Origin of the sequence: Amycolatopsis pithecellobii, assembly GCF_009707865.1 — a bacterium.
GTDB lineage: Bacteria > Actinomycetota > Actinomycetes > Mycobacteriales > Pseudonocardiaceae > Amycolatopsis_E > Amycolatopsis_E pithecellobii.
Window position 1 is genome coordinate 142,214 of record NZ_WMBA01000002.1, and the last position, 17,683, is coordinate 159,896.

A 17,683-nucleotide genomic window follows, 5' to 3' on the forward strand; every position below is an offset into this window, starting at 1 on the left:
CCTCCCCGCTACCGGACGGTGACCGTCTGACGTAGAGAGCCTAGCGGACGGTTCCCGTCGGCGAGGGCGGATTCCGCCCGGCCGCACGGGGGTAACCGGCAAAGCCTGAACGGCGGCACAATGGAAATGTGACCACCGCTGATCCCCTCCCTTCCCTGGTCGGGTTCGCCACCGCCCTGCGGGAGGCCGGGGTGCCTGCCGGACCCCAGCGGATGCATTCCTACCTGGAGGCCGTCGAGACCATCGACCTCACCGACATCAACAACCTCTACTGGGCCGGCCGGGTGACACTCTGCGCCGACCCCGATGACCTGCCTCGTTACGACGACGCGTTCGCCCAGTGGTTCGCCGCCGAGCCGCCCTCACCGCGCCCCGCCACCGCCACCAAACAACAGAAAGCCCAGCTGGCGGCCATGTCCGGCGAGCGGCAGGCCGACGGCACGGGCAAGCCCGAAACCGAAGAATTGCGCGTCGCCGCCAGTGACACCGAACTACTCCGTCACCGTGACCTCGCCGAGCTCACCCCCGCCGAGCGACGCCACCTCCGCGAGCTGCTCGCGACGCTCAAACCCGTCCCCCCGAAGCGGAAATCCCAACGCCAGAAGCCCGGCAAAAAGGGCCGCCTCGATCCTGGCCGCACGTTGCGCGGCATGATCGCCGGCGGCGGCGAGCCCGTGAAACTGGCGCACCGCAAGAAAACCACCCGCCCCCGCCGGGTGGTGTTCCTGATCGACGTGTCCGGTTCGATGAGCCCGTACGCCGACTCGCTGCTGCGCTTCAGTCACGTCGTCGTGCGGAACGCGCCACACACCGAGGTTTTCACGCTCGGCACGCGGCTCACCCGCGTTTCCCGCCAGCTCCGCCAGCGCGATCCCGAACGCGCCATGCTCGGCGCCGGCCAGGCCGTGCCCGACTTCGCCGGCGGCACCCGACTCGGCGAGACCCTCCGAGTCTTCCTTGACCGCTGGGGTCAGCGCGGGCTGGCCCGGCGCGCGGTCGTGGTGATCTTCTCCGACGGCTGGGAACGCGGAGATCCGGCATTGCTCGGTGAGGAACTGGCCAGAATGCGCAGATTGGCGCACGCTGTGTTGTGGGTGAATCCTCATGCGGGGCGCGACGGCTACGCGCCGGTCCAATCGGGAATCGTGGCTGCCCTCCCGCATCTCGACCACCTGCTCGCCGGGCACAGCCTGGCGACATTGGAACGACTTCTCGTGGAGATACGCGATGCATGACGTACTGGACGAGCTCTACAAGCGCTGGGCCGAGGGCGAGGCGGTCGGTCTCGGCACCGTCGTGTCGACGTTCTCGTCCGCGCCGCGCGCACCCGGTGCCGCGATGCTCGTCGCCGAGGAAGGCGAGGTCGTCGGCAGCGTTTCCGGCGGCTGCGTCGAAGGTGCGGTTTACGAGCTGGCACAGGAGGTCGTCGCCGAGCGCAAACCCGTGCTGCAGCGGTACGGGGTCAGCGACGACGACGCCTTCGCCGTCGGCCTGACCTGCGGTGGGATCATCGACGTCTACGTCGAGCGGATCGACAAGGAATCCTTGCCGGAGCTGGAAGACGTTGTCACGTCCGTCCACAAAGGACAGCCGGTGGCGGTGGTCACCGTGATCGAGCACGCGGACCCCGGGCGCGTCGGCAGGCACATGATCGTCTGGGACGACCGCCTCAAGGGCAGCCTCGGCACCGAGCGCATCGACGACGCGGTGGCCGACGACGCGCGTGGCCTGCTCGCCACCGGCCGCACGGGGACACTCCACTACGGACTGGAGGGCGAGCGCCGCGGCGAAGGCATGTCGGTGTTCGTCAACACCTTCGAGCCGCCGCCCCGGATGCTGGTGTTCGGCGCGATCGACTTCGCGGCCGCGATGGCCAGGATGGGCCACTACCTGGGGTTCCAGGTGACGGTGTGCGATGCCAGGCCGGTGTTCGCGACCGCCAGCCGCTTCCCCGACGCGGACGAGGTCGTCGTCGATTGGCCACATCGTTATCTCAAGGCCGAAGCCGAAGCGGGCCGCATCGACGGGCGCACCGCGATCGCCGTGCTGACCCACGATCCGAAGTTCGACGTGCCGTTGCTGGAGGTCGCGTTGCGACTCGACGTCGGCTACGTCGGCGCGATGGGTTCGCGGCGCACGCACGACGACCGGTTGGCGCGGCTGCGCGAAATCGGGATGACAGAAGAGGAACTGGACCGGCTGTCCTCACCGATCGGGCTCGACCTCGGCGCTCGCACCCCAGAAGAGACGGCGGTGTCGATCGCGGCGGAAATCATCGCACTGCGGTGGGGCGGCGGCGGTCAGCGGCTCACGGAAATGTCCGGCCGGATTCACGCCTCCTAGGTTGGTTCCACACGCGAATGATCGTTCGCGGAATTCTTGTCGTTCCGTGCACTGTGGATTTCCGCGAAAGCGGTGGAAAGCAAGGGAAATCGACGCGCCTGCGGAACCATCCAAAAGTCGTCACCCGGTCAGGACTTGTCGCGGCGGGACTTCCGTAGCACGCTCGATGTGAAGCCGATCACCCCAGCTCCCACCACTGGAGGGCCTCAATGCGTATCACCGTCACCGTCGACGGAACCGAGTACTCCGACGAGGTCGAACCCCGCACCCTGCTCGTGCACTACCTGCGGGAGACACTCGGGAAAGTCGGCACGGTCATCGGTTGCGACACCAGCAACTGTGGTGCCTGCACCGTCCATCTCAACGGTCACAGCGTGAAGTCATGCTCGGTGCTCGCCGTGCAGGCCGACGGCTGTGAGATCACCACGATCGAGGGGCTGGCGCGCGACGGGCAGCTGCATCCGGTGCAGCAGGCCTTCCACGACAACCATGCGCTGCAGTGCGGGTTCTGCACGCCCGGCATGATCATGCAGTCGATCGACCTGCTCGCCGACAATCCCGATCCGGACGAGAAGACGATCCGCGAGGGCCTCGAAGGCAACCTGTGCCGGTGCACCGGCTACCAGAACATCGTGCGCGCGGTCCGTGACGCCGCGGACCACATGAGCCCAGGTGCCGGACCCGAGGCCGAGCGGGTCGGCGACGCGGCACGCACGCCGAGCGCGATCGGGGGCGAGTGAGGTGACCGCGACGATCGAGCCCGAGATCGGCCGTGCCCGCGTTCGCAAGGAGGACGCACGGCTGATCACCGGCCGTACCCGCTGGACGGACAACCTGACACTGCCGGGACTGCTGCATCTGGCCACGGTGCGCAGCCCGATCGCGCACGCCGAGATCACGAGTATCGACACCGAGGCGGCTCGCGCCATGCCCGGCGTGATCGCCGTCCTCACGGGCGCCGATCTGGACGACGAGCAGGGCTCGTTGCCGTGCGCGATGCCGGTCAACGCCGAAGCCGCGCCGCCGCGGCATCCGCCGCTGGCGGTGGACAAGGTGCGCTTCGCGGGGGACATCGTGGCGATCGTGGTCGCCCGTAACGCCGCCGCCGCGCACGACGCCGCGGAAGCGGTCGACGTCGATTACAACGAGCTGCCGGTGGCACTCGACATGGAAGCCGCGCTCGCCGAGGGCGCGCCGCTGGTCCATCCCGAGCACGGCAGCAACAAGTGGACGCATTTCGTGTTCGACTCCGCCGAGGTCGGCACGGGCAGCAGCGCCGACGACGCGATCCGGGCGGCCGAGAGCGACGCGGACTCCGTCGTGGTGCGGCGGCGGCTTCGCCAGCAGCGGCTGATCCCCGCGTTCATGGAACCCCGTTCGGTCATGGCCGATCCCACCGGTGACCAGCTGACCGTGTGGTCGGCGACGCAGGTGCCGCACATCCTCAAGACGATGGCGGCGCTGACCCTGGGACTGCCCGAGCACAAGATCCGCGTGATCGCACCGGATGTCGGCGGCGGGTTCGGCGGCAAGCTGCAGGTGACCCGCGAGGAAATGCTGGTGATCATGGCGGCCCGCCGGCTGAACCGCCCGGTGAAGTGGACGGAGGCGCGCTCGGAGTCGCTGGTGGCGGCGCATCACGGCCGCGATCAGATCCAGGACATGACAATCGCGGCGAAGAAGGACGGCACGCTCACCGCGTTGAAGGTCGAGCTGACCGCCGACATGGGTGCCTACTTCGGGCTGTTCACGCCGGCGGTGCCGACGTTCGGCGCGTTCATGTTCAACGCGATCTACAAGATCCCGGCGTACCGGTTCACGCTCACCGAGGTGTTCACGAACAAGACGTTCACCGACGCCTACCGTGGCGCCGGGCGTCCGGAAGCGACGTTCGCGATCGAGCGGATGATGGACGAGCTCGCCGCCGAACTCGGGATCGAGCCGCTCGAACTGCGCCGCCGGAACTGGATCAAGCACGAGGAGTTCCCGTACACCACGGTGGCGGGGCTGACCTACGACTCGGGCAACTACGAGGCCGCGACCGAGAAGGCGCTGGAACTGTTCGACTACGCGGGCCTGCGTCGTGAGCAGCAGGAGCGGCGTGACCGCAACGATCCGGTCCAGCTCGGCATCGGGATTTCCACGTTCACCGAGATGTGCGGGCTGGCCCCGTCGCGGGTGCTCGGCCAGCTCGGCGCGGGTGCGGGCGGCTGGGAGGCCGCGAGTATCCGGATGCTGCCGACCGGCAAGGTCGAGGTCGTCACCGGATCCTCGCCGCACGGCCAGGGGCACGAGACTGCGTGGAGCCAGATCGTGGCCGACCAGCTGGGCGTGCCGTTCGAGGATGTCGAGGTGCTGCACGGGGACACCCAGATCTCTCCGCGCGGCCTGGACACCTACGGTTCGCGCTCGCTCGCGGTGGGCGGGATCGCCGTGGTGAAGGCCGCGGAGAAGGTGGTCTCGAAGGCCCGCAGGGTCGCCGCGCACTTGCTGGAAGCCGGTGAAGACGACCTGGAGTTCAGTGGCGGCCGGTTCGGGGTCAAGGGCACCGACCAGGGCGTGACGATCCAGGAAGTCGCGCTCGCGACGTTCACCGCGCACAACTTCCCCGAGGGCATGGAGCCCTCGATCGACGCCGACGCGACGTTCGACCCGGAGAACTTCTCCTTCCCGCACGGCACACACCTGTGCGCGACCGAGGTGGACACCGAGACCGGGCGCGTGCGGATCCGGAAGTACGTGTCCGTGGACGACATCGGCGCGGTGATCAACCCGCTGCTGGCCGAAGGCCAGGTGCACGGCGGGCTGACCCAGGGCATCGCGCAGGCGCTGTTCGAGGAGGCCGTCTACGACGACAACGGCACGCTGACCACCGGCACGCTGGCCGACTACCTGCTGCCGTCGGCGGCGGATCTGCCGAGCTACACGACCGATCGCACGGAGACCAGGGCGACGTCGAATCCCTTGGGTGTCAAGGGAGTCGGTGAGGCCGGCACGATCGCCTCGACACCGGCGGTGGTCAATTCCGTGGTCGACGCGGTGCGCCATCTCGGGGTCGAGGACATCGAGATGCCGTGCTCGCCGATGCGGGTGTGGTCGGCGATCCACCGTGGCCGCACGGCTGCCGGCGGCCTCGGGAGTGAAGCCGGTGGTGGACTTGGTTCGATCGACAGTTCCGGAGGTGCCCAGTGATCCCCGCGGCGTTCGACTACGTAGCTCCGTCCACAGTGGACGAAGCCGTCCGCGCGCTGGCGAGTGCCGGCGAGGACGCCAAGGTGCTGGCAGGCGGGCAGAGTCTGCTGCCGGTGCTGCGGATGCGGCTGGCGGCGCCGTCGACGATCGTCGACCTCGGCAAGATCACCGAGCTGCGCGGTGTTCGCGACGAGGGCGACAAGCTCGCGATCGGTGCCATGACGACGCATTACGACGTGCAGCGTGATCACCTGATCGCCGAGCACGCCGCACTGCTGGCCAAGGCGACGGACACGGTGGCCGACCCGCAGGTGCGCCACCGTGGCACGTTCGGCGGTTCGATCGCGCACGCCGATCCGGCCGGTGACCTGCTGGCCCCGGCGCTCGCGCTGGACGCCGAGATGGTCATCGCCGGGCAGGACGGGCGGCGCACCGTGCCCGCGGCCGAGTTCTTCCAGGACTTCTTCACCACGACGCTTGCGCCGGACGAGATCCTGGTCGAGGTCCGGGTGCCGAAGCACACCGGCTGGCGCGCGCACTACGAGAAGTTCAACCGGGTCGCGCAGGCCTGGTCGATGGTCGCGGTCGGGGTCACCGTCCGTACCGAGGGCAACGCGATCGCCGAGGCGCGGATCGGGCTGACCAACATGGCCTCGACGCCGGTGCGGGCGACCGCCGTCGAGCAGGCCCTCGTCGGGCAGGAGGCGACGGCGGAGAACATCCGCGCGGCCGCCGCGCATGCCGCGGAGGGCACGAACCCGACACCGGACAGCAACTCGGATGTCGAGTACCGGCAGGAGCTGGCGAGGGTGCTCACCGGTCGCGCGGTCTCCGCTGCGGTGACCGCGTAACGGCGCCGATGGTGCTCTGGCGGGCGTAAGGTTCCGTCAGAGCACCGTTACCAATCCGACCGAAAGCAGGCGGACACGGTCCGCAGCCGACCTGCTCGTAGACACTTGTTTCCGCCGTGGCTGCCGACGGATTGGTAACGAACAGCGCAGTGTCGAGAAGGGAGGTCAGGCTGTGCGGCTTGACCACGAGTTCAGCGTTCCGGTACCACCGGCCGAGGTCTGGAAGGCCGTCACCGACCCGGAGAGCGTCGCACCCTGCATGCCCGGTGCCACCCTGACGAAGGTCGAAGGTGACAGCTTCACCGGCACCGTCAAGGTCAAGCTGGGGCCGATCTCGTTGCTGTACAAGGGTTCTGGTGAGTTCCTGGAGAAGGACGAAGCCGCCCGCAAGATCGTGATCAAAGCGTCCGGAAAGGACTCGCGCGGTGCCGGCACCGCGGCCGCGACCGTCACCGTGACGCTGCGCGAGGACGGCGGGCAGACCAAGGGCGCGGTCGAGACGGACCTGAACGTGACCGGGCGCCCGGCGCAGTTCGGCCGGGGCATGATCACGGAGGTCGGCGGCAAGATCCTGGACCAGTTCGCCGCGAACCTGGCGGAGAAGCTGACGGCCACGGAGAGTCCCGCGACCCCGGCAAGCACGACCGAGCCGGAGTCCGAGCCCGCGAAGCCCGCCGAAACGACGAAGCCGGCCGAAGCCGGGACGCCTGTCGAGTCGCCCGCGCCGAAGGAAACCGAGGCCATCGACCTGTTCGATCTCGCGGGTTCCTCGGTCGTGAAGCGGCTGGCTCCCGCACTGGCCGGGCTCGCGGGCCTGCTGGTGATCGTGGCGATCATCCGGATGTTGCGCCGCAGGTAATCCGCCGGCCCGGCAGTGTCACCGGACACAGCCGGAAGCTCCGCGCCCGTCTCGCCGTTCCAGACCATGTGCGAACTGACGTGGTGGTGATCGGCGCGGGGCAGGCCGGCTTGTCGGCCGCCTATCACCTGCGGCGGACGGGGTTCCGTAACGGCTCCGGGTTTGTTGTGCTCGACCATGGCAAGCGGGCCGGCGGCGCGTGGCAGTACCGGTGGCCGTCGCTGCGCCTCGGCAAGGTGCACCGCATCCACGACCTGCCGGGGATGGCGTTCGGCACGCCGGACCCGAGCCGCCCGGCATCGGATGTCGTCTCGGAATATTTCGGGCGCTACGAACGGGTTTTCGACCTGCCCGTGCAGCGCCCGGTCGATGTGCTGGCGGTGCGCGACGAGGGGGAGCGGCTGCTGGTCGAAAGCGCGACGGACTCGTGGTCGGCGCGCGCGGTGATCAACGCCACCGGCACCTGGGACCGCCCGTTCTGGCCGCACTACCCGGGACAGGAGACGTTCCGCGGGCGCCAGCTCCACACGGCGGATTTCCAGAGTGCCGAGGAGTTCCGCGGCAGGCAGGTCGTCGTGGTCGGCGGCGGGGCCTCGGCGGTGCAGCTGCTGCTGGAGATCGCCGAGTTCGCGAGCGGTACAACGTGGGTGACGCGCCGCGAGCCCGAATGGTTCGACTCCGAAACGTTGATGCCGGAGCACGGCCGCCAGTCGGTCGCGAAGGTGGAGCGCCGCGTCCGCGCGGGACTCCCGCCGGGCAGCGTGGTGAGCGTCACCGGGCTGGCCCTGACCCCGGAAGTGCGGGCGGGCATCGACGCCGGCATCCTCGACCGCAAGCCGATGTTCGAGCGCATCACCGAGGACGGCATCGTCTGGCCGGACGGCACGAGCCGGCGCGCCGACGTCATCCTGTGGGCGACCGGGTTCCGGGCCGCGCTGGACCATCTCGCACCGCTGCACCTGCGCGGGCAGGGCGGCGGAATTCGGATGGACGGGACGCGGGTGGTCGGCGAGCCCCGGCTGCATCTGGTCGGTTACGGCCCGTCGGCGAGCACGATCGGCGCGAACCGCGCGGGTCGTGCCGCGGTGACGGAAATCCGGAAACTCCTGGACAGCCAGGGCTCGGGCGACGCGGCCGGGATAGACTGACCGCACAACTGAACATGGGCCGTCATGAGCCGGAGCGGGAGAGTCCCCGAGTATTCGGGGCACCGAAGGAGCAACTTCCCCGCCAATCTCTCAGGTACCAGTTACCGTTCTGGCCAGGCCACTCTGGAAAGCAGGCGCGACAGCTGCGTCTCACCCAAGGTGAAAGCCGCGCTGGCCGCGGTGAAACTCTCAGGTGCCGATGACAGAGGGGGAGTTCCGCAGCCGCCGAATGAGGAGCTCCCGATGTCTGGATTCGCCGACCGTCATATCGGTCCCTCCGCGCACGAACAAGCCAAGATGCTCGCCGAATGCGGGTACGGCAGTCTCGACGCGCTGGTCGAGGCCGCGGTACCGGCCGCCATCCGCAACCCGCGCGAGCTGGACCTGCTGCCACCGGCGTCGGAATCGGAGGCGACGGCCGAACTGCGTGTGCTCGCCGCGAAGAACCGCAGGCTGACGCAGATGATCGGGCTCGGGTTCAGCGACACGGTCACCCCGCCGGTCATCCGGCGCAACGTGCTGGAGAGCCCGGCCTGGTACACCGCGTACACCCCGTACCAGCCGGAGATCTCGCAGGGCCGGCTCGAAGCGCTGCTGAACTTTCAGACGATGGTGTCCACGTTGACCGCGCTGGACACCGCCAACGCCTCGCTGCTGGACGAGTCGACCGCGGTCGCCGAAGCCGTCATGCTGATGCGCCGCCAGTCCAAGGCGAAATCGCCGCGGGTGGTGCTCGACGCCGAGTGCCTGCCGCAGACGATCGCGGTCGTGCGGACCCGCGCGGAGGCAGTCGGGATCGAGGTCGATGTGCGTGATCTGCACAGCGGTCTTCCCGACGAGTTCTTCGGTGTGGTCGTGCAGTATCCGGGCGCCTCCGGAGTGTTACGGGGCAAGGGTTTCTACGAAGCGATCGGCACCGTCGCCAAGGCCGCGGGTGCGCTCTACACAGTCGCCGCGGACCTGCTCGCGCTGACGCTGGTCACCGCGCCCGGCGAGTTCGGCGCGGACATCGCCGCCGGGTCGACGCAGCGATTCGGCGTGCCGCTGGGGTACGGCGGCCCGCACGCCGGGTACCTGGCCGTGCGCACCGGACTGGAGCGCTCGCTGCCCGGCAGGCTCGTCGGGGTCTCGGTCGACGCGGACGGCAACCCCGCGTACCGGCTCGCCCTGCAGACGCGAGAACAGCACATCCGCCGTGAGAAGGCGACCTCCAACATCTGCACCGCACAGGTCCTGCCGGCGGTGCTCGCCGCGATGTACGCGGTCTACCACGGCCCCGAGGGGCTGAAAGCCATCGCCGAGCGGGTGCACGGGCTGGCCAGTGGTCTCGCCGCCGCGCTGCGCGAAGGCGGTGTCGAGGTCGTCCACGAAAGCTTCTTCGACACGGTGCTCGCGCACGTGCCCGGCCGCGCCCAGCAGGTGATCGCCGCCGCCCGCCGGTCCGGTATCAACCTGGGCCCCGTCGACGCGGATCACGTCCGCATCGCCTGTGACGAAGTGACCACAGTGGACACTCTGCGCGGCGTCTTGCTCGCGTTCGAGCTGGAGTCTCGCGTCGAGCCGGGGCCGTCTGCGGTGCCGCCGGGGCTCGCGCGGGAGAGCGAATACCTGACGCACGAGGTGTTCCATCAGCACCGTTCCGAGACGTCGATGCTGCGGTACCTGCGGCGACTGTCCGATATGGACTATGCGCTCGATCGCGGGATGATCCCGCTCGGCTCGTGCACCATGAAGCTCAACGCCACGGCCGAAATGGAGCCGATCAGCTGGCCCGAGTTCGCGGGCCTGCACCCCTTCGCTCCGGCCGAGGACGCCGCCGGGTATCACGAGCTGATCGAGCAGCTGTGCGGCTGGCTCGCCGAAGTCACCGGGTACGACAAGGTTTCGTTGCAGCCGAACGCCGGTTCCCAGGGCGAGTTCGCCGGCCTGCTGGCGATTCGCGCGTACCACAAGGCCAACGGGCAGCCCGAGCGTGACGTGTGCTTGATCCCGTCGTCCGCGCACGGCACGAACGCCGCGTCCGCCGTGCTGGCCGGGATGCGTGTGGTGGTCGTGGCCTGCAACGCCGACGGTGACGTCGATCTCGGTGACCTGCAGGCCAAAGTGGACAGTCACCGGGACACGCTGGCCGCGATCATGGTGACCTACCCGTCCACGCACGGGGTGTACGAGAACGGGATCGGTGAGCTCGCCCGGATCGTGCACGGGGCGGGCGGACAGGTGTACGTCGACGGTGCGAACCTCAACGCGCTGCTCGGCCTGGCCAAGCCCGGCGAGTTCGGCGGCGACGTGTCACATCTGAACCTGCACAAGACTTTCTGCATTCCGCACGGGGGCGGCGGACCTGGTGTCGGCCCGGTCGCGGTGCGTGCGCATCTCGCGCCGTATCTGCCGGGGCATCCGGGCCTGCCGGAGTCCGGGGTAGGTCCGGTGTCGGCGGCGCCGTACGGTTCCGCGTCGATCCTGCCGATTTCCTGGGCGTACGTGCGGATGATGGGCGCCGAGGGGCTGACCAGCGCGACCAAGGTGGCCGTGCTCGCCGCGAACTACATCGCCGCGCGACTTTCGCCGCACTACCCGGTGCTCTACACCGGCCGTGGCGGCCTGGTCGCGCACGAGTGCATTTTGGACCTTCGTGCGCTCACCAAGCGCACTGGTGTGACCGTGGACGATGTGGCGAAACGCTTGGTAGACTACGGTTTCCACGCCCCGACGATGTCGTTCCCGGTGGCGGGCACGCTGATGGTGGAGCCGACCGAGAGCGAGGACGTCGCCGAGATCGACCGGTTCTGTGACGCCATGATCGCGATCCGCCGCGAGATCGAAGAGGTCGCCGAGGGGCGCTGGGCGGTCGAGCAGAGCCCGCTACGGGGCGCCCCGCACACCGCGGAAACCCTGACGAGCGACTGGAATCTGCCCTACGACCGCAAGCTCGCCGTCTACCCACCAGGGGTGACGCCGAAGACGAAGTACTGGCCGCCGGTCCGCCGCATCGACGGCGCTTACGGCGATCGCAACCTCGTCTGCTCGTGCCCGCCCATCGAAGCCTACGGGAGCTGACATGCACACCGCGCTCTATGGTGTCCACAAAGGACTGAACGCGCTGTTCACCGATTTCGCGGGCTGGGAGATGCCGGTACGGTACTCGAGCGAGCTCGCCGAGCACCGTGCCGTGCGCGAGGCGGCGGGGCTGTTCGACCTGTCGCACATGGGCGAGATCCACGTGACCGGGCCACAGGCCGCCGATGCGCTCGATTACGCACTCGTCGGCACCATGTCCGCGATCAAGCCCGGCCGGGCCCGCTACACGATGATCTGCGCCGAAGACGGTGGTGTGCTTGACGATCTGGTGGTCTACCGGCTCGCGGACGAGGAGTTCCTGGTCGTGGCGAACGCCGGGAACGCGGCACGGGTGGCTTCGGAGCTGGTGGCGCGGGCGGCGAAGTTCGAGGCCACTGTGGACGATCGATCGGCCGGCACGGCGTTGATCGCGGTACAGGGCCCGAAATCGGCGGCGATCGTCGGTGAAGTGTCCGATGTGGACTCAACGAACCTCAAGTACTACGCGAGCATGCCGGCGAACGTGCGTGGCCACGACGTACTGCTTGCCCGTACCGGGTACACCGGCGAAGACGGGTTCGAACTCTACGTTCCCGCGGCGGAGGCCACGGAGGTCTGGCAAGTGCTCACCGCCGCAGGTGAACCGCACGGTCTGCTGCCCGCCGGGCTCGCCTGCCGTGACACGCTGCGGCTCGAAGCGGGGATGCCCTTGTACGGCAACGAATTGAGTCGTGACCGGTCACCGTTCGACGCCGGGCTGGGCCGGGTGGTCAAGTTCGAGAAGCCGGATTTCGTCGGCAGGGCGGCGCTCGAAGGCCGCCGCGAGCCGACCCACGTGCTGGTCGGCCTCCGTGGCAGCGGCCGTCGCGCGCCCCGGCACGGGTACAAGGTCGTCGACGGGTCCCGTGAGGTCGGCGAGGTGACCAGCGGCGCGTTGTCGCCCACCCTGGGTTACCCGATCGCTCTTGCTTATGTGCCAACGGAACTGAGCGAGCCGGGCACAGCCCTGTCCGTCGACGTCCGTGGCAGGGCGGAACCGGTCGAAGTCGTGCCCACGCCGTTCTACCGGCGCAGCTGAAAGGCTGGGTCAGCGACGGGATTTCGGGATCACCAGTGGGGTTCCGGTTTCCGGATCGGGGATGACCCGGCACGGGAGGTCGAAGATCTGCTCCACCCGCTCCGCGGTCACCACCTCGTCCGGGCTGCCCGTCGCGATCACCTCACCAGCGCGCATGGCGATGACATGGGTGCCGTAGCGGGCGGCGTGATTGAGATCGTGCAGCACCGCGACCAGCGTGCGTCCCTGCTCGGCGTGCAGCTTCGCGCACAGGTCGAGGATGTCGAGCTGGTGGGAGATGTCCAGGTACGTCGTCGGCTCGTCCAGCAGCAGCAACTCGGTTTCCTGCGCCAGTGCCATCGCCAGCCACACCCGTTGCCGCTGGCCGCCGGACAGCTCGTCGACCAGCCGGTCGGCCAGCTCGCTCACCCCGGTCGCCGCCATGGACCGCTCGACGACCGCCGCGTCCTCCTTCGACCACTGGCGCAGCAGCCGCTGGTGCGGATACCGGCCGCGTGCCACGAGATCGGACACCGTGATGCCCTCGGGCGCGATCGAGCTCTGCGGCAGCAGGCCGAGCCGGCGCGCGACCTGTTTCGCCGGTAACGACGTGATGACCTCGCCGTCCAGGTACACCATGCCTTTGCGGGGCTTCAGCAGCCGGGCCAGCGCACGCAGCAGCGTGGTCTTGCCGCACGCGTTGGGGCCGACGATCACCGTGAACGACTGGTCCGGGATCGTGACACCGAGATCTTCGGCGACGGTGCGCCCGTCGTAGGCCAGGGTCAGGCCGGCGCCGTGCAGCCTGGTGGTCGTCGTCGTGTCGGCGATCGCGGTCATGAAGTTAGGCTAACCTACCCCGCTGCCCTGGTGGAACGGCCGTTTTCGATCACCCCCGCTTGCCCATGGTCACGACCGCGTCCCGCAGCGCGGCGCGCAGCCGTCCGACGTCGAGCGGCTCGAGCACCGCGGCTTCGCCAGGGGGTGCCATGACGACGACCCTGTCTTCGCTGATGAACACGGTCAGATCGCGCTTCCTGCCGGCCATGTCCCGGCATGGGACGGACCATTCTTCCGCCACCTCGCCTCGCCTTCCCCTCTCGCACGTTCGCCCGGACCGTGCGTGTGACCGGTATTCGCGCGGACCGTGACGGCCAGGGTGGTGAAAGTCACCCGAATGCCGAATCACCGCTAACCTGAGTCAGATCAGCGGCGAAGGGAGACCTGATGTCCGACCCCGGGCGAATCGTGATCATCGGTGCCGGCTTGGGCGGTGCGACCGCGGCCGCGACCCTGCGGGAGCGCGGCTATCCGGGCGAAGTCGTGGTACTCGGCGCGGAAAACCACCGTCCGTACGAGTTGCCGCCGCTGTCCAAAGCCGTGCTGCTGGGTGACGCCGACGAACCGGACTGGGTCCGTGACGAGGGGTTCTACCGCGAGAACGACGTCGACCTGCGCCTCGGCACGACCGCCGTCCGCGTCGACCCGGGCGCTCGCCTGGTGGTCGACGACAAGGGCGGCGAACACACCTACGACCGGCTGCTGCTGGCGACCGGCTCGCAGCCGCGCTTGCTGCCCGGCGCGCCGCCGCAGGTCCACACGCTTCGCACGATCGACGACTCGCTGGCGCTGCGGGACGCCTTCTCGAAGTCGCCGCGAGTGGTGATCATCGGCGCCGGCTGGATCGGGACCGAAGCCGCGGCCGCCGCACGGCGGCACGGCGCCGACGTGACGGTCGTCGACCAGGTCAGTGCCCCGCTGTTGTCGGTGCTGGGCCCGGAAATCGGGGCGGTGTTCCAGGAGCTGCACAGCGAGAACGGTGTGCACTGGCGCCTGGGCACCGGCGTCGACGAGATGACCCCGGATCAGGTCCGCCTGTCCGACGGGACCGTGCTGCCGGCTGACCTGGTGCTCGTCGCGGTCGGCGTCGCGCCACGGGTCGACCTGGCCCACGCGGCCGGGCTCGACATCGCCGACGACGGCGGGATCGCGGTGGACCCCACGCTGCGCACGTCCGCGCCCCACGTGTACGCCGCCGGGGACATCGCTTCGCAGTTCCACCCGCGCTACAGCAAACGTGTCCGGGTCGAGCACTGGGCGAACGCGAAGAACCAGGGCGCCCACGTCGCGGGCAGCCTGCTCGGCGACGACGAACCCTACCTGCGGGCTCCATATTTCTTCAGTGACCAGTACAGTCTCGGCTGCGAGTACCGCGGTCTGGCCAATGTGGACAGTCACCAGCTGGTGGTGCGCGGTGATCTCGGCAAGCGCGAGTTCATCGCGTTCTGGACGCACCAGGGGAAGGTGACGGCCGCGATGAACGTGAACATCTGGGATGCCGGTGACGCGTTGAAGGCGCTGGTGGAGGAAGACGTGCCCGTCACGCCTGAGCAGCTGCGGGAATCGGAGCTGTCCTCGCTGGTCTAGCCAGCGCCAAGAACGTCACCAATGCCGTGACGGAGAAACCGGCCATCACCACACCCATCGGGAGCGCGCCGCTGCCGATGCCGACCAGTGGGGTGGCCAGCGCGCCGGTGGCGAACTGCAGCACGCCGATCAGCGCCGACGCCGCGCCGGCGCTGCGGGCGTGCCCGGCGAGGCCGAGCGAGGCCGCGTTCGGCATCACCACGCCGACGCTGGAAACCAGTACCAGCAACGGGATCAGCAGCGCGAAGAGCGGCAACGTGAACAGCGTGGCCGCGAGCACCCCGAGCCCTCCCGCCGTCGCCGTGCTCAACCCGGTCACCAGCAGCGTCCGCTCCCGGAACCGGCCGACGAGCCGGGCGTTGAGTTGGCCCGCCAGGATGATCCCGACCCCGTTCGCGCCGAACACGAGACCGTAGACCTGTGGGTTGAGCCCGTAAACACCTTGCAGCACAAACGAAGACGCCGAGATGTAGGCGAACAGGGCGGCGAAGATCAGGCCGCCCGCGAGCGCGTTCCCGAGGAACGCACGGTCGGCCAGCAACCGGCCGTAGGTGCGCAGTGTGGCGCCGAGCCGGTTCGGGCTCCGGCGTTCCCGCGGGAGCGACTCCGGCAGTCCGAACACGGTCGCGAGCAGCAACACCGTCCCCAGCACCGCCAGCACGACGAACACACCGCGCCACGATGTCACCCGCAGGACCTGGCCGCCGAGTACCGGCGCCAGCACCGGTCCCAGGCCGCTGACCAGCATCATCATCGAGAAGAATCTCGTCATCGCCGTACCGGAGTAGAGATCCCGGATGACCGCCCTGGCGATCACGATCCCGGCCGCGGCGCCGAGTGCCTGCAGCGCGCGTGCCGCGATCAGCAGTTCGACCGACGGGCTCACCGCGCACAGCAGCGACGTGACGGCATAAAGAGCGAGTCCGGCGAGCAGCGGCTTGCGGCGGCCGGCCGAATCGGAGATGGGTCCGAGCACGAGCTGACCCAGCGCGAGCCCGATGATGAAGCCGGTCAGCGTCAGTTGGAGGGTGGCTTCGGCGGCGTGCAGTTCGCCGGTCATCGCCGGCAGCGCGGGCAGGTACATGTCGATCGACAGTGGCGCGAAGGCCGTCAACCCGCCCAAGATCACCATGCTGCGTACGGTCCCTGGGCGCGGGGGAATACGGGTCGCCGTCACCTCCGCCGCAACCGGGCGCGAGCGCGTTTCTATTCCGGGATGTGACGGGCGGCGCTCAGCGCGAGCACGTAGGCTGCGGCCCAGCGTCGACGAGGAGGTGCTCGTGGCCGGGCGATTCGGTGGCTACCAGAACGAGATCTACCTGCAGGGGCTGGCCGGTCAGACCCCACCGATGACGACCGATCTGGCGGCACTCGAGGAGGCCGCCGCGGCGGTGCTCACCCCGGAGGCATTCGGGTACATCGCGGGCGGCGCCGGCACGGGCGCGACGATGCGGGCCAACCGGGACGCCTTCGAGCGCTGGAAGATCGTGCCCCGCATGCTGACCGACGCCACCGACCGCGACCTGACCACGACGCTGTTCGGCGCGGAGATCCCCGCCCCGGTCCTGCTCGCGCCCATCGGCGTGCAGTCGATCGTCCATCCCGAAGCGGAGCTGGCGACGGCGCGTGCCGCGACCGGCCTCGGCGTGCCGATGGTGCTGTCCAGCGCCGCGTCCCACACGATCGAGCAGGTCGCGGCCGCCAGTGGGGCCGGGACGCGCTGGTTCCAGCTGTACTGGCCGAGCGATCCGGATGTCTGCGCGAGCATCCTGGCGCGGGCGCGCAAGGCGGGGTTCACGGCGCTCGTCGTCACGCTCGACACGTGGACGCTTGCGTGGCGCCCGCGGGATCTGGACCGCGCGTACCTGCCGTTCATCAGGAACGAAGGCACCGCGATCGCGATGTCCGACCCGGCCTTCCGGGCGCGGCTGCAGAAGCCACCGGAAGAGGACGAGGCGACGGCGATCCTGCACTGGATCGACCTGTTCACCGGTACCGATCACGGCTGGGGTCAGCTGCCGCTGCTGCGCGAACTGTGGGACGGGCCGATCCTGCTGAAAGGCATCCAGCACGCGGACGACGCGCGGCGCGCGGTCGATGCCGGGATGGACGGGATCGTGGTGTCCAACCACGGTGGCCGGCAGGTCGATGGGGCGCTCGGGGCGCTGGAGGCGTTGCCGGGTATCGCACAGGCGGTCGGGGATCAGGCGGAGGTGCTGTTCGACTCGGGTGTGCGCACCGGTGCCGACATGGTCAAGGCGCTGGCACTGGGCGCGAAGGCCGTGCTACTCGGACGGCCGTACGTGTATGGCCTGGCGCTGGGCGGCGAAGCCGGGGTGCGGCATGTGGTGCGCAGCCTGCTCGCGGAACTGGAACTCACGCTGGGTCTGGCCGGGCACCGCACGCCGGCGGAGCTTTCCCCGAGCGTCCTGCGGCGCGGCTGACGAATGGCCCAGTCGAGCACCGCGCTGATGCGCCAGCCTGCCGCTTCCGGGACGAATTCGAGCAGCAGCAGGCCTGGTTCGACAGTGACGACGGGCGCGACCGGCACCACGTCCGGATACCAGGCGTGCCAGCGCGGCCTCCACCTCGGCGCCGTGCGGGTACCAGCGGAGCACATAGCGCGATCCATCCGCGCAGTCCAGCCGCGCCGTGGCCACTACCCGCGGCAGCCCGAGTCGCCGCGCGTCGTCTGCGAGGTGCCGCATATTCGCAGGCTACTGAGATCACGCGGCGCTATTCTGGA

Annotated in this window: 14 protein-coding genes and 2 riboswitches; of the genes, 11 read left to right on the top strand and 3 right to left on the bottom strand. The window is 69.3% G+C overall.

All coding sequences use genetic code 11. The annotated features are described in order from the left end of the window. Nucleotides 1–128 precede the first annotated feature (128 nt). The 9 genes from GKO32_RS02090 (at nt 129) to gcvT (ending at nt 12,531) form a co-directional block, all read left to right on the top strand. Complete coding sequence (locus tag GKO32_RS02090; RefSeq protein ID WP_312867421.1) at nt 129–1,235, top strand: vWA domain-containing protein; 1,107 nt, start codon at nt 129–131, stop codon at nt 1,233–1,235. After that, nucleotides 1,228–2,343, top strand: coding sequence for an XdhC family protein (locus GKO32_RS02095; protein ID WP_154755010.1), 1,116 nt, complete (start codon nt 1,228–1,230; stop codon nt 2,341–2,343). The genes GKO32_RS02090 and GKO32_RS02095 overlap by 8 nt, the downstream gene beginning before the upstream one ends. A gap of 209 nt (nt 2,344–2,552) precedes the next feature. Beyond that, the gene (locus GKO32_RS02100) at nt 2,553–3,083 is read left to right on the top strand and encodes a (2Fe-2S)-binding protein (RefSeq protein ID WP_154755011.1); all 531 of its coding nucleotides are present in this window, start codon (nt 2,553–2,555) and stop codon (nt 3,081–3,083) included. A 1-nt stretch (nt 3,084) separates the two neighbouring features. Then, the gene (locus GKO32_RS02105; protein WP_312867422.1) at nt 3,085–5,535 is read left to right on the top strand and encodes a xanthine dehydrogenase family protein molybdopterin-binding subunit; all 2,451 of its coding nucleotides are present in this window, start codon (nt 3,085–3,087) and stop codon (nt 5,533–5,535) included. Next, the gene (locus tag GKO32_RS02110; protein ID WP_312867423.1) at nt 5,532–6,386 is read left to right on the top strand and encodes an FAD binding domain-containing protein; all 855 of its coding nucleotides are present in this window, start codon (nt 5,532–5,534) and stop codon (nt 6,384–6,386) included. The genes GKO32_RS02105 and GKO32_RS02110 overlap by 4 nt, the downstream gene beginning before the upstream one ends. Nucleotides 6,387–6,558: 172 nt before the next feature. Continuing rightward, nucleotides 6,559–7,245 (top strand): SRPBCC family protein, encoded by a 687-nt coding sequence (locus GKO32_RS02115; RefSeq protein WP_312867424.1) that lies wholly within the window; start codon nt 6,559–6,561, stop codon nt 7,243–7,245. Nucleotides 7,246–7,313: 68 nt separating this feature from the next. Then, nucleotides 7,314–8,393 (top strand): NAD(P)-binding domain-containing protein, encoded by a 1,080-nt coding sequence (locus GKO32_RS02120; protein WP_312867425.1) that lies wholly within the window; start codon nt 7,314–7,316, stop codon nt 8,391–8,393. Nucleotides 8,394–8,418: 25 nt separating this feature from the next. Further along, nucleotides 8,419–8,510, top strand: a riboswitch (glycine riboswitch). Next, a riboswitch (glycine riboswitch) is annotated at nt 8,511–8,609 on the top strand. A gap of 27 nt (nt 8,610–8,636) precedes the next feature. Beyond that, complete coding sequence (gene gcvP, locus GKO32_RS02125; RefSeq protein WP_154755013.1) at nt 8,637–11,453, top strand: aminomethyl-transferring glycine dehydrogenase; 2,817 nt, start codon at nt 8,637–8,639, stop codon at nt 11,451–11,453. A gap of 1 nt (nt 11,454) precedes the next feature. After that, nucleotides 11,455–12,531: a glycine cleavage system aminomethyltransferase GcvT gene (gene gcvT / locus GKO32_RS02130; RefSeq protein ID WP_154755014.1), complete on the top strand. Its 1,077-nt coding sequence runs from the start codon at nt 11,455–11,457 to the stop codon at nt 12,529–12,531. Between the two features lie 9 nt (nt 12,532–12,540). On the opposite strand, the gene GKO32_RS02135 is transcribed toward gcvT, so the two are convergent. Together GKO32_RS02135 and GKO32_RS37855 are read right to left on the bottom strand one after the other, a co-directional pair. Next, nucleotides 12,541–13,350, bottom strand: coding sequence for an ABC transporter ATP-binding protein (locus GKO32_RS02135; RefSeq protein WP_154755015.1), 810 nt, complete (start codon nt 13,348–13,350; stop codon nt 12,541–12,543). Nucleotides 13,351–13,399: 49 nt separating this feature from the next. Further along, nucleotides 13,400–13,558 carry a hypothetical protein gene (locus GKO32_RS37855; protein WP_166459331.1) on the bottom strand — a complete coding sequence of 53 codons (159 nt, stop codon included), beginning with the start codon at nt 13,556–13,558 and terminating at the stop codon, nt 13,400–13,402. A 179-nt stretch (nt 13,559–13,737) separates the two neighbouring features. On the opposite strand from GKO32_RS37855, the gene GKO32_RS02140 reads away from it, so the two are divergent. Further along, a complete protein-coding gene (locus GKO32_RS02140; RefSeq protein ID WP_154755016.1) occupies nt 13,738–14,937 on the top strand; it encodes an NAD(P)/FAD-dependent oxidoreductase in 1,200 nt (399 codons plus the stop codon). On the opposite strand, the gene GKO32_RS02145 is transcribed toward GKO32_RS02140, so the two are convergent. Beyond that, the gene (locus GKO32_RS02145) at nt 14,891–16,069 is read right to left on the bottom strand and encodes a multidrug effflux MFS transporter (RefSeq protein WP_154755017.1); all 1,179 of its coding nucleotides are present in this window, start codon (nt 16,067–16,069) and stop codon (nt 14,891–14,893) included. The genes GKO32_RS02140 and GKO32_RS02145 overlap by 47 nt on opposite strands. A 148-nt stretch (nt 16,070–16,217) precedes the next feature. On the opposite strand from GKO32_RS02145, the gene GKO32_RS02150 reads away from it, so the two are divergent. Beyond that, complete coding sequence (locus tag GKO32_RS02150; RefSeq protein ID WP_312867426.1) at nt 16,218–17,381, top strand: lactate 2-monooxygenase; 1,164 nt, start codon at nt 16,218–16,220, stop codon at nt 17,379–17,381. Nucleotides 17,382–17,683 lie beyond the last annotated feature (302 nt).